A 21837-nucleotide genomic window follows, 5' to 3' on the forward strand; every position below is an offset into this window, starting at 1 on the left:
CAAATCTATATTACAAAAGGTTTAACCTTCTCATTAATTCCGGTCTATTGGACCTACTAATGGGAACCACGTTTTTTGCGATCAAAACACTGTTATCCTCAATATCTATAATCTTTGTAAAATTAATTATGTAAGATCTATGAATCTGTAAGAACAATTTTTCAGGAAGTTTCTCCTTAATTTTCTTTAAAGTAGTATGTACCCTGTACTCTTCTTTTTCGGTCTTGACATCAATATAATCACCTTTGGCCTCAATAACCAATATTTCACTGAGCTTAAGCTTTATTAACCTCCTATCTATATTAATATAAAGATCTTCTCCCTCAATGGCATCGGGTTGTGTTGTTTTTTGGGATTTAGAAGGTTGAGAACCAATACTTTCTATTTTATTGATGCATTTATCAAAGCGTTCCTGGGTGATGGGCTTAACCAAATAATCAACTATACATTCATATTCATAAGCCTCAATAGCAAAATTGGTATCTGATGTCGTAAGTACAATATGTGGGGGGTCTTTTAAGGTCTGTACAAAATCAACACCGCTAAAGCCGGGCATATGAATATCTAAAAAGATAACATCTATTCGTTGTTGATTTAAAAATTTAATTGCCGAAATAGCATTATCAAACTCCTCGATTACATCCAAATCAGGTATTTTAGAGCATAATTGTTTTACAATGGCCCTAGCCGTTGCCTCATCGTCAATTATTATACAATTCATTTATATCGTTTTTATATATGATTCTATAGCGTTTAAAACTGTCATGAACTTTAGTTTACCATCTGTCTTTCCCATAAGTAGCTCCTTCTCATAGTCCACTGCTAGCTGATAGGACTTTTCCATTCCTAAAATATTGAATTTATGCTTAAGCTTATGTACCATTTCTGCAGTTTCCTTTAGCCTATTTTGCGTAATATGGTCTAAATATTCTTTTTTTTCTACGGGAAACTCATCCTTGATTATTGCAATAAACTGATTTCTAAAGGCAACATCATCACCTGCCAGTTCATCCACATATTTTAAATTTGGCCGTTCTATCATGAATTCTTCTTTAAAGTGATATAAAAAGTAGTTCCTTCATTTTCTTTAGAGGTCAACCAAACTTCCCCTTCATAAAGAACTACAATTTTCTTAACAATAGCAAGTCCAATTCCTGTGGCATTGTTATCGGTTTCCAATTTTTTGAACATTTGAAAAAGCCCATCTTGGTGTTTTTTGGCAATACCTTTACCATTGTCTGTTACGCTGAATTTCCAGAATACCTCATCTGGTTCATAACCAATGCTAATACGTCCTTTTTCAACATGTTCCGTTGCAGTGACGGCATTGGTGAACAAATTCATGAACAATTGTTCCAGAATATCTCGCTCAAAATACATCTGTGGTAAGTTATCAGCGTATTCAAAAACAATATGTTCAGGAACATATATGGTCTTTTCTATTTCCTGTAAAGCTTCGGTAAGATTAAAAGAGACCTTCAATTCTTCCGTTTGTCCCAGGGTAGCATGGTTAAGTATACCGGTAATCAACTTATCCATTTTTGCTAGATTTTGAGAGATCAATGTACAGTTTTCCCTACTGTCCTGAGAAAATTTCTCCATTTCATCCGCCATGATCCAATCCATCAAAGCATTGATATTACGTATAGGGGACTTTAAATCATGCGAGACCATTTGGGCATAGTTGTTCAAAGACTGGTTCTGTACCTCTAGGCTAACGAGCAGTCTATCTTTTTCTACAGACATTTCAGAAACCTTTGATGCCAGGTTACTTATGTTTTCGGCGAGATACGCTGCATTGAACTCGTTTAAATTTGCATGATCGAACAATTGTTCTTCATTTAAATTTTCCGAGAGGCTACGGATGGCCTCCATTAAAGAGGTAAGAATATTCTTTTGTTGATCCGCTTCTTCCTTTAATCTTTGGTTTGCCTGGTACAATTCCTTGGAACTAATTGTGGACGCCCTATGCATCATGGACAATTTTTCATCATAATTTTCATATGATTTATCTACCGCCTCAAGAAAATTTGCAATTTCCTTGTTATTCTGCAATTCATCAGATAGATGTTTCTTTAATTGTCTTTTTATTAATGAATGCATTATTCGCTAAATAAGGTTAAGGTCATGGTCTGGTTATGGAGTTTACATTGGTCCTGACCTTGAAATGGCGCCATTTCACCGTAAGAGTAAAAACCGGTAATAACAGTACTATTCCCAATAACAGACTTTACTTCTTCTATTTCCTCTTCGGTTCTTTGGTCCATAACCAATTTACGTCCAATACAACTGATCAACAGGGCAATCTCTGGATTTTTATTTCTACCTTTCATGGCAAGTTCCGCAGCACTATATGCCCCACTTGCAATATCATCTACAGAGGACATCATTAGTTGCACCTTAGACCCAATAGGCACATCACCGGCAAGTATCATTGCATTTTCCTTATTATCAATATTTAAGATGGTACGCACCAAAGGTTCAGATTCCTCACTGGTACGAACACTCAGCGGATACAATAAAGCGGATTTTGGCAACTCCTTGGCTTTCTCACCCAAATAATTCTTGTAGAGATCCAAAGCGGGTTTACCATCAAGTTCATACAGTATATTGTCTTGAGCTTTCGTAATAATTCTCTCGGGACCAAAAGGTGTCCATCCGCCAAAATTGGCGCTGGTTATTTCCAAAGAGCTTCCATAAAAACCTATGGCTACAATTTCACCCTCTTTTGGGTTTTCGTTATAAGAGACCAATGTCCTTTCAAAACGATCGTCATCTCCACATAAACCACCGGACAAACTTATCATACTATGCTTATGTTTCTCCAAACCGTTAATAAGCGCACTCCCATTGACCGTACTACCTTCTGAGATTATAAACAAATGCTTTAAATCCTCTTTAGGAAACTGGGCCATTAAATGTTGCCCCAAATTTTCATCATTGTTGTTATGTTCACCTACATTGCTTCTGTGAACCAGAATAGAGCTTTTCTCAAATTCTATTGCCGTTAGGACAATGGTACCATCTAAAACGGTATCATCCATAATCTCTCCTGACGTAGAACCAAAAACCACATGCGCATCTGTAAAAAGTTCCTTGACCTCTTCATAAATAGAATTGGTCTCTAACATATACCTATTGCCAAAAACCAACACTAGGGGATTTTTTAAATGTTTTCCACTGGAACATCCTTTAAAAACAAAGGGTGCGTTGGCCTTCTTAATTGCTTGAATGATTTTCATGGAAGTTCTTCTAAGTTTTCATTCTTTTTAATCGTGAAATGAAATTGGGTTCCTTGGCCAACCGTACTATCGATCCATACTTTACCATGGTAACGGTCCACAATTTTTTTAACAATGGAAAGTCCTATTCCTGTTGAACGTTCGTTATGGCCTATAGATTGAAATATGTCAAAAATCTTTTTATGGTATTCTTTGGGTATACCCACACCATTATCACTTACGGTAAAATGCCAAAAATCACTTTCTTCCTTACAAAGTACTTCTACCAAACCATGCTCTCTCTCAATATGGACAACGGCATTGCCTATAATATTCTGAAAGACCTGATGCATTTTGGTTTTATCAGCCATTATGACCGGCAATTTTACCGGCACACGTAACTGTACATGTTCCGGTATATATATAATCTCCGCAATGTCCGTAATTACATCGTTCAAGTTTACATTAGAATTATCAAGCTCAGAACTATTTGCTGTTGAATATTCCAAAATGCCATGGATCAATTTATCCATTGAACCAACTTTTTCCTGCATTAGTTCAAGGTTCTGCTTACCCCCATCATCAAGTACATCTTTATAATCCTCGTATAGCCATGTTGCCAATGCACTAATACTGCGCAATGGCGACTTAAGATCATGTGAAACTATATGCGCATATTCCTGTAGCCCTTGGTTACTATTCTCCAATTCGTGTAACAACTTTTCCTTTTGCAGTTCCAAATGTTTTTGGTCCGTAATATCCAAGTGAATACCAATAGAACCTATCACCTTACCCGTATCGCTAAATCTGGGAGCACCACTGATAAGCCAATGCTTTACGGAATTGTTTTTATGAAATACCTCAACCTCATAAGAATCTACTTTACCTTTTAGCCTACTGGCATTTTTCTGGGGTATTATTTGTTCTTCCTTAAACTGAATTACGCGCGATGCCACTTTGCCAATAAGTTCATCTTCATTGTAACCGCTCATTTTACAGAAACTCTGGTTAACCATTTGGATAACATCATCATTGTCTACCTCTACCAAACCTAAGTTCATATTCGCAATGATACTACTATATTTTTCTCGTTGAACTTCTAGGTTCTTTCTATAGTTCTTGCTGATAGTTACATCATTATAGGCCCATAAATGGCCCTTATATGCGCCATCATTGTTAATAGGAATAAAATCCCGTTCTAAAATTCGGCCATCTAACATTTCCAGTTCATCAGCCAATGTGGTATCCTTTTTCGCTAAAATATCTGCAATACGCTGTATAAATTGATCAGGTTTTTTAAATTGGTGCTTATTAAGTTCTTCATAATAATCGCAATCCTTACCTATTAGCTCTGCAGGATTGGCCTTAATATTGAAAATATTACAGAATTTTTGGTTCGTCAAGGCAATCTTACCATCCTCATCTTCCAAAAGAACGCCTGTTTGCAAATTGGAAATCAAGGCAGATAACCTACTTTCAGATGCTTTAAGTTTTCTTTCCGCTTCCAGTTCCTTAGAAATATCCTCAATGATCGCAACCTGATAATCTGACTTTACATCATTTTCAGAGATGGAAGTCATTGTGGTCTTGGCCGTAAATTTTGATCCGTTCTTCCTAATGAACTTTACTATTGAAGTAACCTTATTCAATCCCGTATTAATGTTACTATCTCTTACCATTTCATTATCCGGTTCGGAAATGGAGTTTAGCGTAACCTTTTTTAATTCTTTTTCTTGGTAACCCAACATTTCCACAAAAGTGTTGTTCGCTTTCACTATTTGACCATCTTTGGCCAATATGATACCTAAGGGAGAATTTTCCACAATAATATCCAATTGCTTTTTTTGCTCCGAAAGCAATTTTTTAACTTCCATTTCTTGGGTAATATCCCTTAAAATACCTTGTGCGGCAATTGGCTTACGATCCTTATTGTAGATTAAACTACCATTGATCTGTACCCACTTTACGGTAGCCTCGTCCAATATGATCTTGGCGCGGTAATTTGTTAAGGTACCCACTTCCATTAAGGAACGTATGGACTCTATGGTATAATCCAAAAACTCTGGATGAATAAATTTAGAAAGGTGGACTTTATTGATATTGTGGTCAAATCCTAAAAATTCCTTAGCGGACCTGTTCATGTTTATCACATTAAAACTAAGGTCCATAACTACGTAAGGATCTATGATGTTGATAAACACACCGTCTAGCTCTGACGTTTTTTCACTAAGTAGATTTTCAAGTTTGGCATTACTTTCCCGTAGATGACGGGTTACATCATACAATTCCTTAGACTTATCCTCTAAAATTTTTTCCGCCTGTTTTCTGGCTTTTTTTTGTCGCTCAAGGGCTTTTTTCAGAAGAGAAACCTCATTATTGTCCATTTTGCACGATATCAAATTTTACTTCCGTACCATCATCCTTCAATAATTCATACGTGATACTGGCTTTACCATTAAAGTGCTCAAAAGATTTCTCAATTAGACCTTCTGCCAACCTGTACAAACCTCTGGTAGAGGTATAGATCATGGATAGGGAATTATCCGTTTTCTCAAGAATTTTGAATGAAGGCAATTCCGCTTCGGGGTATAATTTTTTAACGTGAACGTGAATATGGTCCTCTATGGAATATAATAGGGCAATTGGGGACCTATAACTTTGTATGACTTCTGGGTGGGCCTGGCTTAGACTTGTAAACAAATAAAGTCCAAATGCATAGATCAAATCGCCGGCAGGTAAATTTACTTCTTCACTTAAATGCGTAATCAAAGCAACCATCTCATTAAATTCATAGGTAGCTACTGAAGTATATATGCCTTCTGATGGCAAATCTGATTTTTCTATAATCCTGTCTACGGTTTCAAGACCAAATTGGGTCTCTACCATTTCCAGAAATTCTGTAAATACAATTCCTTTCATTTGAAAATATAAACTATTACTACGGAATCAAACGTAGGAAAATTAATACATATAAGTAAAGAAATGTTGTGAAAACTACTTTTTTGTTAGCCTTTAACTAATTGATTTACACTCCAATACTCTAAAACTGCATTTAATTTAAATTGGTAATCCTCGTATTTTAAGGGCTTTATAACGTAACCAGCAATACCTGCTTGGTAACATTTCAGTAAATCTGCCCTATTTTCCGATGTAGTTAAAATGATTGTAGGTAAATAACATAATATCTCATCATTCTTTAAGATATTAAGAAACTCTATGCCGTTCATTCTTGGCATGTTCAGATCCAATAGTATAATGTCCGGTAATTTTTTGCCAGACTTCAAATATTCCAAGGCTTCCTCACCATTTTTGGCTTCAATTATCGAATGCTTTAAATTTAGTTTAGAAACGGTACGTTTCAACTTCATCACCTCGATTAAATCATCCTCTATTAACAAGATATCCATAGTCCATAATATTTGAAGATTCAAAATTCAACTAATTGATTCTCTTTTTAGGTCCACTGTAGGTGAATGTTCATTTACTGTCGGTGAACGGTATTTACATATCGATAAGTATATTGCCTTTTAACGATTAAAACCTTCTATCCGGTGAAAATGCCTCAATAGCCATACTGGTTTTTCGCTCTTCTATTATTTCAGAAACGAGTTTACCCGTGGCCGGACCCAAACTCCACCCCATCATAGCATGACCAGTGGCAATAGTGAGGTTTTTAATATGTCTTGTCTTTCCAATATACGGCAAACCGTCAGGAGATACGGGTCGCAGACCGGTTTTGACCTTTTTTACTTCTTCTTCATTGAATCTAAGGTCTGGATAATAAGATTCTGCACCATTTACCAAGGCCGTTACCCGCTCCTTTCTAACCATTGTATTATTCCCCGAAAATTCCATAGTACCCGCAAACCGTGTAAATCCGTTCATTGGGGTGACCGCCATTTTTGGTTCCATTAATATGGCGGGTATGGTAATACCGGTTTTGCGCTCTACATTGATACTATATCCTTTGCCACCCTGTATGGGCAATCTAAGATTTAATTTTTTGGAAAGCGTTCCGCTCCACGCTCCGGCAGCCAAAATGACCTCATCTGCTACATAAGTATTTTTTTGGGTCTTAACAGTTTGTATCTGACCGTTGTTCATTGCTAAATCCATCACTTCTTCCCCCATACAAATTGTTACACCTTTGTTCTTTAAAAAATCTAATAGCTTGGGCATTATTTCATTTGGGGTCGTATGTCCATCACATTCATAGTGTATAGCCCCTTCAGCATTCAAGCGGACATTGGGTTGTAATTTGCCCAGTTGTGTTCTGTCCAAATAAGAAACTTCTAGGCCCAATGCACTGGCTTTCTCTGCCACCTTCTTTTCATGTAGAAAACTTTTTTGGGTCTGATACATCATCAAAAGCCCTTTCCGCTCCAATTGAAATTCTCCCAAATCACCTGATTCCCTTATATCTGCAAAAAGGGCCCTACTCATAAGATTGATTTCCTTTATAAGCGGAATGGCTTTTTCAACATTTCTCTTTGTGGATGAACGATGAAAGAACCAGGACCATTTTAAAAAATCAGTTTCCAGGCGAGGTTTCATATAAAAAGGACTGGCCGAATTGAACATCATTTTAATGCCTTGGGCTATCATTCCAGGCGCGGCCAGAGGAATAATATGGCTTGGGGTTATATATCCTGCATTTACAAATGAAGCACCTTCATTGCCGTTACCTTTTTCAATAATAGTGATATTATGCCCTTCTTTGCTTAAATAATACGCAGAACATAAACCTATAATACCACCACCAATTATCAGTATATTTTTAGCCATAGGTAACTTACTTGATCATATCGCGCTGGCGCAGTAAAGCTTCCAAAAAATAATAATCCGCATAGTTCAACGGAACATCTATTTCAGAATTTTGAGGTTTGTGCCCAGTAGAGTGTTTTAAAATAAAGCCTTCATTTGTTCCAATTTCCGCCAAATAGGGTTCTTTGCTTAAGGATTCAAGAATGGTATTGGCCCTGTCTACATACGCATGTTCTAAATCGTCTTCAACATAGGTACTAAGTTCAAAAAGTGCCGATGCGGTTATAGCAGCAGCAGAGGCATCTCGCGGAGTATCTTTAGTAACAGGGGCATCATAATCCCAATATGGAATTTTATCCTCGGGCAAATTGGAGTGGTTCATTATGAACGATGCTATATTTTTTGATTGGTCCAGGTATTTTTCATCTTTTGTTTCCCTATACATTACAATATATCCATAAAGTCCCCATGCTTGCCCCCTAGCCCAAGCAGATTCATCTTTATAGCCCTGTGCCGTATTGCGTTTTAGAACTTTTCCGGTTTCCGTATCATAGTCCAAAACATGGTATGAACTATAATCTTCCCTAAAATGTTTTGCCATAGTAGTATCTGCATGCATGATGGCTACATTATAGAATGTAGAATCACCGGATATTTTTGTCGCTTCAAATAGCATTTCCAAATTCATCATATTATCTATAATCACCGGACATTGCCACCGATCATTTGAATTCCATGATTGTATGACCCCAGCTTTTGGCTTAAAACGGGAAACCAAGGACTTGGCCGCTTGTACCATTACTTTTTCATAAGCCTCCTTATCCATATATTTCAAAGCATTGCCATAACTATCACCAATCATAAAGCCCAAATCATGGGTACCTTCATAATATTGAATGGTATCCATGATTTGGGTGTAAGCTACTGCACGGTTTTTCCATGTAATATCATTTGTGAGTCCATATAGGTTCCACATAGACCCGGGATGAAATCCGCTTGTCCAATCATATACACCAACGGTATGCAATTTACCGTTCACAATTGTTCTGGGCATTGGTCGATCACTATCCATATAGGAAATAGCATTATGATACAAATGTTCATATTGTGCAGCAGCTTTTTCAATGACGGTCATTGATTGTTCTTCTGTTACCACTTTCTCCTTACAACCTATAAATACTATTGCCGTTAGGATTACTAAAAGGTTTATTTTTTTCATTGATCGATTGTTTATGTTTATATGACTTGAAATCCGTATGCATATGGATCATCATCATCTATGGTGATCGTGTTATGACCATAAATCTTGGCCCATCCTTTTATACTGGGAACAATAGCCGGTTTACCGGCAAGTACGGTCTCTTCCTCTATATTACCAATAAATTGTGAACCTATATAGCTTTCATGTACAAAATCCTCATGAATTTTTAGTTTGCCCTTTGCATGCCATTGGGCCATTCGCGCAGAGGTCCCAGTACCACAAGGTGAACGGTCTATTGCTTTATCTCCATAAAAGACGGCATTTCTTGCAGTTGCAGTATCCGCAATGGTGTTCCCTGTCCATAAAATATGACTTACACCATTAATGGTCACATCCTCAGGGTGAACAAATGCATTGGCATATTTATGGTTTATTTTTTCTCTAATTTCCTGGCTGAATTGAATTAATTTACTGGCAGAAAAATCATGAATACCGGTAAAATTCTTTTGGGGGTCTATTATAGCGTAAAAATTACCTCCGTACGAAACATCAAATTGCAGTTCTCCAAGATCGGAACAATCAATTGTTAAATCCGTTTCCGCCAAATAAGATTTTACGTTGGTAAGTTTTACCCAATCTACCTTATTGCCGGTTTGCCCATACTTTACCAGTACCAATCCTGCTGGGGTTTCCATACGTACCTCACCTTTTATTTTGGGTTTGATCAGTCCTTCCTCAATACCAATTGTAATAGCTCCTATAGTTCCATGACCGCACATTGGAAGGCAACCACTGGTTTCAATGAACAATATTCCTAAATCGTTCAAAGGGTCATGGGGCGGATAAAAAATACTGCCACTCATCATATCATGTCCCCTGGGTTCAAACATGAGTCCCTTTCTTATCCAATCAAATTCGGTCAAAAAATGTTGCCGCTTTTCGCTCATGGTAGCTCCAATTAATTCTGGTCCACCATGCTTAATTACCCGTACAGGGTTACCACAGGTATGTGCATCTATACAAACAAAAGTACTGCTTGCCATAATGGATTATTTTTTGCGCTTGATATAATTATTGACCCGTTGTTCCAATATGGGCAATGTTACCGTTCCTTGCTCCAATATAATTTCGTGAAAATCGCGAATGTTAAATTGTTCGCCTAGCTCTCTTTCCGCTTTTTTACGCAACTCCCTAATTTTAATCTCTCCCATTTTATAGGAGATCGCTTGTCCCGGCCATGCAATATAACGATCTGTCTCCGTATTGATCTCGTGGGCAGACAATGCCGTATTATTGGTCATATAATCCACGACTTGTTCACGAGTCCACCCTTTGGCATGAATTCCTGTATCTACTACCAGCCTACACGCACGCCACATTTCATAAGTTAGTTTACCAAACTCCTCATAAGGCGTTCTATAGATACCGAGTTCATTTCCCAAAAACTCAGTATACAGGGCCCAACCTTCACCATAAGCGGATAAGTACATATTTCTTCTAAATTTGGGGATACTATCTCCCAACTCCCTATTTAAACTACCCTGTAAGTGGTGGCCTGGCACCGCTTCATGGGCGGTCAGTGACGGCAAAGTATATAATGGTCTACTTTCCAATTTATAAGTGTTTACCAAATAAAAACCGGGCTGGGTATCAGAAGAAGGTCCGGAATATCTACCACCAGTATATTTGGGTGCAATTGCATCGGGTACTTTTTTTACTCCATAAGGCGTTCTGGGCAACGTTTTAAAATACTTGGGCAATTCCGCGTCTATCCGTTTTGCAATATCCCTAGCATGCATTAAAAGCTCATTTCCCGTTTTCGTATAAAACTGGGGATCCGTCCTTAAAAAGGTAAGGAAATCACTAAAACTACCTTCAAAATTTACCTTGGATATAATTAGCTCCATTTCCGATTTTATCCGAGCTACCTCGGCAAGTCCTATCGCATGAATATCCTCTGCCGTATATTCTTCCGTTGTGGTATAATAGTTAATTCTGTTCTGATAAAATTCTTTACCATTAGGGGTTTCAGAAACTCCTATGGCAGTTCTAGTAGAAGGAATATATTGGGTTTCAAAATAATTCTTTATCTTTTTGAACGCCGGTACGACCTTATTATTTATTACCGATTTGGCCGCTTTGATAACCGAGTCCCTTTGACGCGTACCCAGACCCGATGGCAATGCCGTAAAGGGACTATAAAAACTACTTTCTTCAGCATTATCTACTATATGGGTGTCATAAGTAGAACCATATCCATTAAAAATAATTTTAGGTTGCGATATACCCAGCTGAAGCCCTTTATCCAATAAAACTATATGTTGATCAACATAGGTAGGTATAGCATTCAACATATTTAAATATTTCATGGCATCTGCATAACTTAATATTGGCTTTATTCTATAATTTAGATTTAAATGAAAGCCTTGGTCTGCTTGTATAGGGTTTAAAAAGGTTTTAAACTTAAACTCATCTACTTGGTTTTGAAGTCTAAACCGTAGCAACTCCTTTGAAATTATTTGGGTTTCCGTCAAGGAAGAAGTATCCAAGGCTTGCAAACGGGATAATAACCCCTTTGCAAATTGCGCATCTTTCTCTTCTTTTGCCTCAGTAAACAACCCAAGCGGATATGCTTTTCTATCATAGGGTTTGTATGATTCAAAATCCGCTATAATCTGTTCTAATTGTTGTTGGTCCTGTTGGGCATTCGTTGTACAGGGGGCAAAAAAAACAACCCCCAATAAGGCAATTAACACAATGATTTTACGCATAAGTATATACTTTATAAGTATGTTATTTACAATAAGTTCCTTCTTCCAAGCGTACGATGTTCAATGGGTTATCATCTTGTAGGGCTTGTGGTAAAAATTTATTGGGCCAATCCTGAAAGGATACAGGTCTAACCCACCTTTTAATGGAAGAAGTACCTACTGATGTAAAACGGGGGTCCGTGCTTGCCGGAAAAGGGCCACCGTGCACCATGGATGAACAAACTTCTACCCCGGTAGGTACACCGTTGAACAAAATTCTGCCAACCTTTTCCTGTAATGCATCTACAATGCCACCATAAGTTTTTAAATCCTCCGTTTCACCTAGGACAGTACCGGTCAATTGACCCTCTAGCTGATTTAGGATTTCTTCCATTTGAACTGCATCTTCACAGCTTACGACCACAGAGAAAGGACCAAATACTTCTTGATGCAAGGTATGGTTCCGTAAAAATTCACTCCCTTTTACCCTTAGGATTGTAGGACCGGCTGTATTGGCATTTACCGCATCTTTATGGTCTGCCAAAACCTCTACACCGTTTTGTGTAGATAATACCTCTTTACCTTCCATGTATTTTGAATGGATATTTGGATGAAGCATAGCAGCAGGTTGCAGCTTTAGAATTTCTTCTGATAATTTTAAGGCAAAAGAATTCAGGTCCTCACCTTCAAGACCTAAGACTAATCCGGGATTTGTACAAAACTGGCCTGCCCCCAAAGTTATGGAAGCAGCATATTTTGTGGCCCACATATCTCCACTTTCCATTAAGGCAGAAGGCAGGGCAATTACGGGGTTAATACTACCCATCTCCGCAAATACAGGTATAGGCTCCTTGCGTTCGTTCGCTAATTGATATAAGGCCATTCCCCCATTGTAGCTACCTGTAAAACCTACGGCCTTGACTTTGGGATGTTGTACCAATTGTTGGCCTACTTCTACCCCACTACTATTTAGATTGGAAAATACCCCATTGGGCATACCGGTCTTGACAGCTGCTTTTATGATGGCAGAAGCTACCAATTCTCCCGTAGCGGCATGCATGGGATGACTCTTAATGATTACGGGGCATCCTGCCGCTAAGGCACTTGCCGTGTCCCCTCCTGCTGTAGAAAATGCCAAGGGAAAATTACTTGCACCAAAAACGACTACAGGACCTAGTGGAAATAACATTTTGCGAATATCCGCCTTAGGCATAGGTTCTCTTGTAGGCTGGGCTTTTTCAATGACCGCTTCTACCCAAGAACCCTCCGTCAGTAAATTGGCAAACGCTTTAAGCTGCCCCATTGTCCTACCCCGTTCCCCACGCGCCCTTCCTTCGGGCAACCCAGATTCCAAGCAGTACGTATGAATAAGCTCATCGCCCAATGTTTCTATTTCTGAGGCAATGGCGTTTAAAAATTCCGCCTTTCTGGCACCGGAAATATCCTTGTATACCTTAAAAGCCTCATGGGCCAATGCAACGGCCTCATTGATTTCTGCAGTTGTAGCTTCATTAAAAATCCATTCGTTTTCCTGGTTCGCTATTGGGTTGAACGTTTTATACGTTTTTTCCCCATTTGCTGACATTTTACTTCCTATTATATTTTTTCCACTTATCATATCTTCTGTTTTGAACTACTTGTGTAAGTTAAAGAAAGAACCTTTGTAAAAATCCGGTTCATCCGTATACATACCGCTATATTTTTGATATTGCGATATTCATTTAAATATACCACAATTAGTTGATACCCTTATAGGCCGGAAGCGTAGGTCTAGAAGCCATTCCTGCCTTGATAATCGCAGCAACACGCTCCCTTTCCTTACCAATTAATGGTAGTCGCGGAGCCCTAACGAATTCAGTACCTATTCCTGTGGCCACCTCTGCCATTTTAATGTTCTGCACCAATTGCGGACTAATATCCAATTCCAATAAAGGTAGAAACCATCTGTAAATTTCCAATGCCTCTGCAATTCTACCTGCCTTTGCCAATTCAAAAACGGCACAGGTTTCAGCAGGGAACGCACATACCAATCCCGCAACCCATCCATCGGCACCCATCAGTACACTTTCCATCCCTAAGGTGTCCACCCCTGTCAAAACTCGTAAACGGTCTCCAAACTTGGACTTAATTCGGGTAATGTTAGAAATATCCCTTGTAGATTCCTTTACGGCCTGGATATTGTCACAGACGGTCAATTCCTCCAACATTTCCATAGTTACCATAATACCATAATCTATAGGGTTATTATAGATCATAATAGGTAGGTCGGTACTCTTGGCAGTTTCTTTAAAATAGGTTACCGTTTCATAGTCATTTGCTTTATAACGCATTGGTGGCAACATCATTAATCCGGTAGCTCCACATTCTTCCGCAACTTCTGCGGCATGTATAGCCCCTTTGGTAGTCTGCTCCGCAATGTTGATGATGACGGGAACCTTACCTTCAACAAGTTTGACGGTTTCCTTCATCAATATTTTTTTCTCATCATAAGTAAGTGTACTGGCCTCCCCCAATGTACCTCCTAAAATAATTCCACTAACGCCAGCATCTATCTGTGCTTTAATATTCGTTGCGAACATTTCTAAATCCAATTCATCGTTGGCAGTAAATTTTGTTGTTACCGCAGGCATGACACCTTTCCATTCTATACTCATATTCTATTTTTTTTGATACGTAAAAGTAATGTTAAAGCTTTTTGAATTATGTTTATATGTTAACCATACCTAATAGTATATTACCCCTTTAACCATATTTATCAGTGATATTCCGATAAATATGGCGCAAATCTTATTGGTTACAGCATTTATTGAAAAAACTACTAACAATTTAATCAATAAAAATATAGACCATACAGACTATCTAGTTATAGGAATTATAGAATTAATTATGGCCAATAATTTTAAAATGTAGGATTGGTTTCTATATTTGCGGTTCTTTCATAATAAGAAGCCCACGTGGTGAAATTGGTAGACACGCTACCTTGAGGGGGTAGTGTTCGCAAGGACGTGCTAGTTCGAATCTAGTCGTGGGCACAAAAAGGTTAGATATGGTATCTAACCTTTTTTATTTTGATAATTTTAACTTCAACTATATACTACGTTAAACAAATAATCGTAAGTTTGTTTAATTATTTGTCAAAAAACATGAACAATGTAAAAAAGCAATTTAGTATCAGGGATTTGGAAAATCTTTCTGGCATTAAAGCTCACACCATTAGAATTTGGGAAAAAAGGTACAATTTATTGCAGCCTGAACGTACGGACACCAATATACGTACCTACAGTCTGTCCAGCCTTCAAAAGTTACTCAATGTAACGTTGCTCTATAACAACGGCCAAAAAATTTCCAAGATTGCCAAGATACCAGAAGGGGAAATTGCTTACGTTGTTAGGGAAATAGTAGCCAAACATAGTCATGAAAGTCATGCAATCAACGCCTTTAAACTGGCTATGATCAATTTTGACCAGACCATGTTCTTTAATACCTATAATGCCCTTTTGGGTGAAAATTCATTCCGTGAGATATTTAAGGAAACCTTTGTACCTCTTTTGAACGAATTAGGTCTATTATGGCAAACGGATACCATAAGCCCTGCACACGAACACTTTATCAGTAGCTTAATAAAACAAAAAATTCTCTTGAATACAGAGAAACTACAACATTTAAGCCCTGTAAAAAACGACAAGGTATTTGTAGCATTCTTACCTGATAATGAGATTCATGAAATTGGATTACTGTATGTGAATTATGAAATCTTACTTAAAGGCTATAAATGTATTTATTTGGGCCCAACCATACCTATTGAAAATTTAGAGGATATCCTCAAATATTTTGACAACGTATATTTCGTATCCTATTTTACGGTCTTTCCCGAAAAGGATCGGGTAAACAAGTATTTGGAGGATTTTGATAAATTGGTTTCCAATTATAACAATCCTAATTTATGGTTGCTGGGCAGACAAACAAGGTATATTGAGGATGCTACCAAACCAGCATATTGCAAAACTTTTTCTTCCATAGACAATTTGGTAAACCATTTATAAACAAATTCTTTTATGGGCAAAGATTGTATTGTAATCGGTTCTGGCTTTTCATCATTATCTGCGGCATGCTATCTGGCCAAAGATGGCTTTAATGTAACCTTGTTTGAAAAAAATGATAGTGTGGGCGGACGTGCATCTCAATTCACCAAAGACGGGTTTACTTTTGACATGGGACCCAGCTGGTATTGGATGCCCGATATTTTTGATAAATTTTTCTCCGATTTCAATAAACAAACATCAGACTACTACCAATTGGACAAGCTTGACCCTGCCTACAAAATCTTTTTTGCAGATGACATTATTACCATTGGCGATACCATGGAGAAAATCTGCGAAGAATTTGAAAGAATTGAAAAAGGCAGTTCAAAAGCACTAAAAAAGTTTATTGATAAAGCACAGGAAAATTATGACATTGCCATTAATAAAATTGTCCTAAGACCTGGGCTTTCACCTTTAGAATTAGTAACCAAAGAAACTATTTTAAAAGTTGATCAGTTTTTTAAAACAATAAGCTCACAGGTACGGAAGTCATTTAAAAACCCAAAGTTGGTATCAACCCTAGAATTTCCGGTATTATTTCTTGGCGCAAAACCAAGCAATACGCCGTCATTCTATAATTTTATGAACTTTGCAGATTTTGGTCTTGGCACATGGCATCCAAAGGGTGGTATGTACCAGGTCATAAAAGCAATGCAACAACTTGCGCAAGAGCTTGGGGTAACCATCCACACCAACAGTGCTATAGACAACATTAATGTAGAACACGGCCAAGTAAAAGGTGTAAGCTGTAATGGCAAATTCCATCGTGCGGATATGGTTATTAGCGGTGCAGACTATCACCACACGGAACAATTGCTAGAAGATAAATTTAGACAATACAGTGCCTCTTATTGGGATAAAAAGGTTTTTGCCCCCTCATCTTTACTGTTCTATATTGGTTTCGATACCAAATTAAAGAACGTAGAACATCATAACCTTTTTTTCGATACGGATTTTGAGCTTCACGCCCAAGAAATTTATGATGATCCCAAATGGCCTACAAGTCCATTGTTCTATGCAAATTTTCCTTCTGTAACAGATGCTACCATGGCTCCGGAAAATAATGAAGCAGGCTTTTTTCTGGTGCCCATTGCAACAAATTTAACCGACACCCAAGAATTAAGAGACCAGTATTTTGACATGATCATGGATAGATTTGAGCAAAGAACAGGTCAAAAGATTAGAAATAATATTATATTCAAGGAAACATTTTGTGTCAAGGATTTTATTGAAAGATATAATTCGTACAAAGGAAATGCCTATGGAATGGCAAACACGTTAACACAGACAGCCTTTTTAAGGCCCAACTTGAAGAGCAAAAAAGTTAAGAATTTATATTTTACAGGACAACTGACTGTTCCTGGACCCGGAGTTCCTCCTGCTTTGATTTCCGGTAAATTAGTGTCAGAATTAATTAGAACCAATAATTAGTTTAGTACATGAAAGGAACATTTGACCTTGTATCGTATGAATGTAGCAAAATCGTCACAAAACGATATAGCACATCATTTGCCTTGGCTACCAAGATGCTTCATACATCTATCCGTGGCCATATTTATAACATTTATGGGTTTGTACGTTTTGCCGATGAAATCGTGGACACTTTTCACGATTATGATAAAGAGCTCTTATTTGATAAATTTGAACAAGATTTGGAAAATGCCCTGCAAGACAGAATAAGCCTTAATCCAATTTTAAATTCTTTTCAACATACCTATCATACGTATTCTATTCCAAAGCATTTGGTAGATTCATTCATGAAAAGCATGCGTATGGATTTGGTAAAGAATATATACCGTACAGATGCGGAGTACAAGGAATACATTTACGGCTCTGCAGATGTGGTTGGCCTAATGTGCTTAAAAGTATTCGTTAAAGGTGACGTAGACAGGTATGAAAGCTTAAAGGATTCCGCAATGGCATTGGGGTCGGCTTTTCAAAAAGTTAATTTTTTAAGAGACGTAAAGGCAGATTTTGAACAATTAAACCGTTCTTACTTTCCAAATACCAACCTAAGAGAGTTAGACGAACTTTCCAAAAAAAGGATTGTAGAAGAAATTAAAGCTGATTTTAGATTAGGTTATAGTGGAATTATCAACTTGCCCGCAGAAGCAAAATTTGGAGTTTATACGGCTTACAAATATTATTTCAAACTATTAAAAAAACTACAGAAGACCCCATCTTTAGAAATTAAAAATGCTCGAATAAGAGTACCCAACTATCAAAAATTTGGCCTTTTGGCAAGGTCGTATGTTAAATATAAAATGAATTTAGTCTAATGGACATAATTATTTGGATCTTACTATTCTTAGGAACTTTCTTGTTTATGGAATTTATGGCGTGGTTTACCCATAAATATATTATGCATGGCTTTCTATGGAGCCTACATAAAGATCACCATCATAAAGACCACGATTCATGGTTTGAGAGAAATGATGCTTTCTTTATTTTTTATGCAATTGTAAGTATGGCATTGTTCTACACTGGGGCAAATGGATCTTGGTACGGATACCCTACTGGATTTGGCATTTTAGCCTATGGCATTGCATATTTCTTGGTACATGACATATTTATACACCAACGTTTTAAATTGTTCAGGAATGCCAATAACTGGTACAGTAGAGGTGTAAGAAGGGCTCACAAGATGCATCATAAACATTTAGGAAAAGGTGATGGTGAATGCTTTGGAATGTTATTTGTTCCCTTTAAATATTTTAAAAAGTAATAGTTACGTACATCCTAGTAGATAACTATTCCGTAAGAAGTTGATCAAATAACCGATCTACCTTGTCATTGTCCCAATCAGCGATCGCGTTTTGGTGAATTACTATGGAGCCCTTTTTATCTATTACATATGAACCCGGAGGTTTTAATAAGGATATGGGACTTGGCTCACCAATAATTTGATAGGTTACAGGAAAAGTATAGCCCTCTTTTTCCATAAAAAGCTCTACAGGTGCTCTTTCCTCATTGGTAATTACATAGAATTTAATACGGTCCCCATAGGTGTCAAAAAGATATTGAACGTCTTTTAATTGCGCTTGTGACGGCATATGCCAAGAAGTCCAAAAAGTAATGAATACAACGCTACCCTTTGCTTCTTGAAAATTGAAGATATTCCAATTGCTATCCTTTAAATTCCAATCATAATCCGAAATTCTACCTCTTTTTTCCGCTTTTATAATTGTTGGGGAAGTAGCAAAAATTCTATTCAACTGTATTTTGCTAAAATCACCTAAAGGCGTTACAAAAAAAGAAAGCACAAAGGCAATGATCAATAAGGTAAAAACAGTTTGTCTTTTCATTAAAATTAGATAGGACCCAAAACTAAAAAACTCCTGAATATTATCAGGAGTTTTCTGTGTTTATTTTAAACGATGTTTATGCAGCGTTTTCTTTCTTAATAACATTTAACGCCGATCCTTCCCTATACCATCTAATTTGAGCATCGTTATAGGTGTGGTTTGCCTTGATCACATCTTTACTGCCATCTGCATGAACAACTTCAATGGTCAATTGTTTATCGGGGGCAAATTCCGCAATATCAAGGAAATTAAAGGTATCGTCTTCCTGGATTAGGTCATAATCGTTTTCATTTGCAAAGGTAAGCCCTAACATTCCCTGTTTTTTAAGGTTAGTTTCGTGAATACGGGCAAAAGATTTTACGAGTACGGCGGCAACACCTAAATGACGTGGCTCCATGGCTGCATGCTCACGAGATGAACCTTCACCATAGTTATGATCACCTACAACAATACTTCTTACCCCTGCCGCTTTATATGCACGTGCCGTATCCGGTACGCCGCCATATTCACCGGTAAGTTGGTTTTTTACCATATTGGTCTTATGACCAAATGCATTTACCGCACCGATTAAACAGTTATTAGAAATGTTGTCCAAATGACCACGGAAACGCAACCAAGGTCCAGCCATGGAAATGTGGTCGGTTGTACATTTACCATATGCCTTTATCAACAATTTTGCGCCCATTAAGCTTTCATCCTTAATTGGGGTAAAGGGTTCCAATAATTGTAATCTTTCAGAATCTGAAGCAACTTTTACCACAACCCCGGAACCATCCTCATCTGGCGCTAAGTAACCTGCATCCTCAACTTCAAAACCTTTTGGAGGCAATTCCCATCCTGTCGGTTCATCGAACATGACTTCTTCTCCTTTTTCGTTGATCAACTTATCCGTCATAGGATTAAAATCCAATCGACCGGAAATGGCAATGGCCGCAGTTATTTCCGGAGAAGCAACAAATGCATGGGTATTTGGATTACCGTCCGCACGTTTTGCAAAGTTTCTATTGAATGAGTGGACTATACTGTTTTTAGGAGCATTTTTAGGATCACTATAACGAGCCCATTGTCCTATACAAGGCCCACAGGCATTTGTAAATATCTTAGCATCCAATTTCTCGAATATGCCTAATATACCATCACGGTCCGCAGTATAACGAACTTGCTCGGAACCAGGGTTTATTCCTAGTTCAGCCTTCATTTTCAATCCTTTATCTATTGCCTGTTGGGCTATTGATGATGCCCTGGACAGATCTTCATATGAAGAATTGGTACAAGAACCAATCAATCCCCATTCAACCGCCAATGGCCAATCATGCTCCGTAGCCTTTTTGGTCATATCACTACCCACTTTAGTAGAAAGGTCTGGAGTAAAAGGACCGTTCAACAATGGGGTTAACGCAGTTAGATCAATCTCAATAACCTCATCAAAATACTGCTCTGGATTAGCGTAAACCTCTGCGTCTGCAGTAAGATGTTCTTTTACTTTATTGGCCGCGTCTGCAATATCTGCCCTATCGGTAGCCCTTAAATAACGCTCCATAGATTCATCATAGCCAAACGTTGAGGTGGTAGCCCCAATTTCTGCACCCATGTTACAAATAGTTCCTTTACCGGTACAAGACAATGATTTGGCACCTGGGCCAAAATATTCAACTATTGCGCCTGTTCCACCTTTTACGGTCAAAATTTCGGCAACTTTTAAAATTACATCCTTTGGTGCGGTCCAACCAGAAATAGTTCCTGTCAACTTAACACCAATTAATTTTGGAAATTTAAGTTCCCAAGCCATACCTGCCATTACATCAACGGCATCTGCACCACCAACACCTATGGCTACCATACCTAAACCACCTGCGTTTACGGTATGAGAATCCGTACCTATCATCATTCCACCCGGAAATGCGTAATTCTCCAATACCACTTGGTGAATAATACCCGCTCCCGGCTTCCAGAAACCAATTCCATATTTATTGGAGACCGATTCTAGAAAATCAAAAACCTCTGCACTGGTAGAATTTGCAGATTTCAAATCTGCGGTAGCACCACTTTTAGCTTGTATCAAGTGATCACAGTGTACCGTAGTTGGTACCGCAACCTTGGGCTTGCCAGCTTGCATAAACTGCAATAGGGCCATTTGTGCCGTTGCATCTTGGCAAGCAATACGATCTGGAGCAAAATCAACATAATCCTTACCTCTGGTAAATGCCTTGGTAGGCGTACCGTCCCATAAATGGGAGTACAAAATTTTCTCAGAAAGAGTAAGAGGTTTCCCTACAATATTCCTCGCTTCATCAACACGTTTAGCCATATTGGCATAAACCTCTTTTATCATATCAATATCAAATGCCATTCTTTAAGTTATTTTAAGTTAACGCAATTCGGTAAATTTAAGAAAATCTATAACGCAATTAAAATTAATTAAGTATGATTGATCGCTTTTTCACAAATGGATACGTATAATGAATCTAATTTTACGCATTAAGATTAAAATGACTCAAAAAAAGACGCAAACGA

General features: G+C 37.8%; 19 protein-coding genes and 1 tRNA gene. 5 read left to right on the top strand and 15 right to left on the bottom strand.

What is annotated here, in order from left to right:
• Nucleotides 1–10 precede the first annotated feature (10 nt).
• The 13 genes from CHB68_RS14735 to CHB68_RS14795 all read right to left on the bottom strand — a co-directional run bounded on the left by CHB68_RS14735 (nucleotide 11) and on the right by CHB68_RS14795 (nucleotide 14590).
• Complete coding sequence (locus CHB68_RS14735; protein WP_089261996.1) at nucleotides 11–721, bottom strand: LytR/AlgR family response regulator transcription factor; 711 nt, start codon at nucleotides 719–721, stop codon at nucleotides 11–13.
• Nucleotides 722–1042 (bottom strand): histidine kinase, encoded by a 321-nt coding sequence (locus CHB68_RS14740; protein WP_089261998.1) that lies wholly within the window; start codon nucleotides 1040–1042, stop codon nucleotides 722–724.
• Nucleotides 1039–2103, bottom strand: a complete 1065-nt coding sequence (locus CHB68_RS14745) for a sensor histidine kinase (RefSeq protein WP_089262000.1) — start codon at nucleotides 2101–2103, stop codon at nucleotides 1039–1041. The genes CHB68_RS14740 and CHB68_RS14745 overlap by 4 nt, the downstream gene beginning before the upstream one ends.
• Nucleotides 2103–3242, bottom strand: a complete 1140-nt coding sequence (locus CHB68_RS14750; protein ID WP_089262002.1) for an FIST signal transduction protein — start codon at nucleotides 3240–3242, stop codon at nucleotides 2103–2105. The genes CHB68_RS14745 and CHB68_RS14750 overlap by 1 nt, the downstream gene beginning before the upstream one ends.
• A complete protein-coding gene (locus tag CHB68_RS14755) occupies nucleotides 3239–5605 on the bottom strand; it encodes a PAS domain-containing sensor histidine kinase (protein WP_089262004.1) in 2367 nt (788 codons plus the stop codon). Before CHB68_RS14755 ends, CHB68_RS14750 begins: the two co-directional genes overlap by 4 nt.
• Nucleotides 5595–6140: a heme NO-binding domain-containing protein gene (locus CHB68_RS14760; RefSeq protein ID WP_089262006.1), complete on the bottom strand. Its 546-nt coding sequence runs from the start codon at nucleotides 6138–6140 to the stop codon at nucleotides 5595–5597. Before CHB68_RS14760 ends, CHB68_RS14755 begins: the two co-directional genes overlap by 11 nt.
• A gap of 86 nt (nucleotides 6141–6226) precedes the next feature.
• Entirely contained in the window at nucleotides 6227–6628 is a 402-nt protein-coding gene (locus CHB68_RS14765) for a response regulator (RefSeq protein ID WP_089262008.1), read from the bottom strand.
• Nucleotides 6629–6755: 127 nt separating this feature from the next.
• Nucleotides 6756–8006, bottom strand: coding sequence for an NAD(P)/FAD-dependent oxidoreductase (locus CHB68_RS14770; protein WP_089262010.1), 1251 nt, complete (start codon nucleotides 8004–8006; stop codon nucleotides 6756–6758).
• A gap of 7 nt (nucleotides 8007–8013) precedes the next feature.
• Entirely contained in the window at nucleotides 8014–9204 is a 1191-nt protein-coding gene (locus tag CHB68_RS14775) for a glycoside hydrolase family 88 protein (protein ID WP_089262012.1), read from the bottom strand.
• A 17-nt stretch (nucleotides 9205–9221) separates the two neighbouring features.
• Nucleotides 9222–10229, bottom strand: a complete 1008-nt coding sequence (locus CHB68_RS14780) for a 4-hydroxyproline epimerase (RefSeq protein ID WP_089262014.1) — start codon at nucleotides 10227–10229, stop codon at nucleotides 9222–9224.
• A 6-nt stretch (nucleotides 10230–10235) separates the two neighbouring features.
• The gene (locus tag CHB68_RS14785) at nucleotides 10236–11957 is read right to left on the bottom strand and encodes a DUF885 domain-containing protein (RefSeq protein WP_089262016.1); all 1722 of its coding nucleotides are present in this window, start codon (nucleotides 11955–11957) and stop codon (nucleotides 10236–10238) included.
• Nucleotides 11958–11979: 22 nt separating this feature from the next.
• Nucleotides 11980–13554, bottom strand: coding sequence for an aldehyde dehydrogenase (NADP(+)) (locus tag CHB68_RS14790; RefSeq protein WP_089262018.1), 1575 nt, complete (start codon nucleotides 13552–13554; stop codon nucleotides 11980–11982).
• A 118-nt stretch (nucleotides 13555–13672) separates the two neighbouring features.
• Complete coding sequence (locus tag CHB68_RS14795; protein WP_089262020.1) at nucleotides 13673–14590, bottom strand: dihydrodipicolinate synthase family protein; 918 nt, start codon at nucleotides 14588–14590, stop codon at nucleotides 13673–13675.
• Nucleotides 14591–14884: 294 nt separating this feature from the next.
• Here CHB68_RS14795 and CHB68_RS14800 point away from each other — a divergent pair.
• From CHB68_RS14800 to CHB68_RS14820, 5 genes are all read left to right on the top strand, one after another.
• Nucleotides 14885–14968 (top strand) — tRNA-Leu (locus CHB68_RS14800).
• Between the two features lie 111 nt (nucleotides 14969–15079).
• Nucleotides 15080–15979: a MerR family transcriptional regulator gene (locus CHB68_RS14805; protein ID WP_089262022.1), complete on the top strand. Its 900-nt coding sequence runs from the start codon at nucleotides 15080–15082 to the stop codon at nucleotides 15977–15979.
• Nucleotides 15980–15991: 12 nt separating this feature from the next.
• Nucleotides 15992–17449 (top strand): phytoene desaturase family protein, encoded by a 1458-nt coding sequence (locus CHB68_RS14810; RefSeq protein WP_089262024.1) that lies wholly within the window; start codon nucleotides 15992–15994, stop codon nucleotides 17447–17449.
• A gap of 8 nt (nucleotides 17450–17457) precedes the next feature.
• Complete coding sequence (locus CHB68_RS14815; protein ID WP_089262026.1) at nucleotides 17458–18297, top strand: phytoene/squalene synthase family protein; 840 nt, start codon at nucleotides 17458–17460, stop codon at nucleotides 18295–18297.
• The gene (locus CHB68_RS14820; protein WP_089262028.1) at nucleotides 18297–18743 is read left to right on the top strand and encodes a sterol desaturase family protein; all 447 of its coding nucleotides are present in this window, start codon (nucleotides 18297–18299) and stop codon (nucleotides 18741–18743) included. The genes CHB68_RS14815 and CHB68_RS14820 overlap by 1 nt, the downstream gene beginning before the upstream one ends.
• Nucleotides 18744–18768: 25 nt before the next feature.
• Here CHB68_RS14820 and CHB68_RS14825 read toward each other — a convergent pair whose 3' ends face one another.
• Both CHB68_RS14825 and CHB68_RS14830 read right to left on the bottom strand, forming a co-directional pair.
• Nucleotides 18769–19323, bottom strand: coding sequence for a TlpA family protein disulfide reductase (locus CHB68_RS14825; protein WP_317043832.1), 555 nt, complete (start codon nucleotides 19321–19323; stop codon nucleotides 18769–18771).
• A 76-nt stretch (nucleotides 19324–19399) separates the two neighbouring features.
• Nucleotides 19400–21673 (bottom strand): aconitate hydratase, encoded by a 2274-nt coding sequence (locus CHB68_RS14830; protein WP_089262032.1) that lies wholly within the window; start codon nucleotides 21671–21673, stop codon nucleotides 19400–19402.
• Nucleotides 21674–21837 lie beyond the last annotated feature (164 nt).

Origin of the sequence: Maribacter sedimenticola (assembly GCF_900188415.1) — a bacterium.
GTDB lineage: Bacteria > Bacteroidota > Bacteroidia > Flavobacteriales > Flavobacteriaceae > Maribacter > Maribacter sedimenticola.

Bases quoted from the DNA above. Each gene is read 5' to 3' on its own strand.
- CHB68_RS14820 (WP_089262028.1), top strand. From the start codon at position 18,297: ATGGACATAATTATTTGGATCTTACTATTCTTAGGAACTTTCTTGTTT.
- CHB68_RS14785 (WP_089262016.1), bottom strand. From the start codon at position 11,957: ATGCGTAAAATCATTGTGTTAATTGCCTTATTGGGGGTTGTTTTTTTT.
- CHB68_RS14735 (WP_089261996.1), bottom strand. From the start codon at position 721: ATGAATTGTATAATAATTGACGATGAGGCAACGGCTAGGGCCATTGTA.
- CHB68_RS14805 (WP_089262022.1), top strand. From the start codon at position 15,080: ATGAACAATGTAAAAAAGCAATTTAGTATCAGGGATTTGGAAAATCTT.
- CHB68_RS14750 (WP_089262002.1), bottom strand. From the start codon at position 3,242: ATGAAAATCATTCAAGCAATTAAGAAGGCCAACGCACCCTTTGTTTTT.
- CHB68_RS14810 (WP_089262024.1), top strand. From the start codon at position 15,992: ATGGGCAAAGATTGTATTGTAATCGGTTCTGGCTTTTCATCATTATCT.
- CHB68_RS14765 (WP_089262008.1), bottom strand. From the start codon at position 6,628: ATGGATATCTTGTTAATAGAGGATGATTTAATCGAGGTGATGAAGTTG.
- CHB68_RS14795 (WP_089262020.1), bottom strand. From the start codon at position 14,590: ATGAGTATAGAATGGAAAGGTGTCATGCCTGCGGTAACAACAAAATTT.
- CHB68_RS14830 (WP_089262032.1), bottom strand. From the start codon at position 21,673: ATGGCATTTGATATTGATATGATAAAAGAGGTTTATGCCAATATGGCT.
- CHB68_RS14825 (WP_317043832.1), bottom strand. From the start codon at position 19,323: ATGAAAAGACAAACTGTTTTTACCTTATTGATCATTGCCTTTGTGCTT.
- CHB68_RS14780 (WP_089262014.1), bottom strand. From the start codon at position 10,229: ATGGCAAGCAGTACTTTTGTTTGTATAGATGCACATACCTGTGGTAAC.
- CHB68_RS14770 (WP_089262010.1), bottom strand. From the start codon at position 8,006: ATGGCTAAAAATATACTGATAATTGGTGGTGGTATTATAGGTTTATGT.
- CHB68_RS14815 (WP_089262026.1), top strand. From the start codon at position 17,458: ATGAAAGGAACATTTGACCTTGTATCGTATGAATGTAGCAAAATCGTC.
- CHB68_RS14790 (WP_089262018.1), bottom strand. From the start codon at position 13,554: ATGATAAGTGGAAAAAATATAATAGGAAGTAAAATGTCAGCAAATGGG.
- CHB68_RS14745 (WP_089262000.1), bottom strand. From the start codon at position 2,103: ATGCATTCATTAATAAAAAGACAATTAAAGAAACATCTATCTGATGAA.
- CHB68_RS14775 (WP_089262012.1), bottom strand. From the start codon at position 9,204: ATGAAAAAAATAAACCTTTTAGTAATCCTAACGGCAATAGTATTTATA.
- CHB68_RS14755 (WP_089262004.1), bottom strand. From the start codon at position 5,605: ATGGACAATAATGAGGTTTCTCTTCTGAAAAAAGCCCTTGAGCGACAA.
- CHB68_RS14740 (WP_089261998.1), bottom strand. From the start codon at position 1,042: ATGATAGAACGGCCAAATTTAAAATATGTGGATGAACTGGCAGGTGAT.
- CHB68_RS14760 (WP_089262006.1), bottom strand. From the start codon at position 6,140: ATGAAAGGAATTGTATTTACAGAATTTCTGGAAATGGTAGAGACCCAA.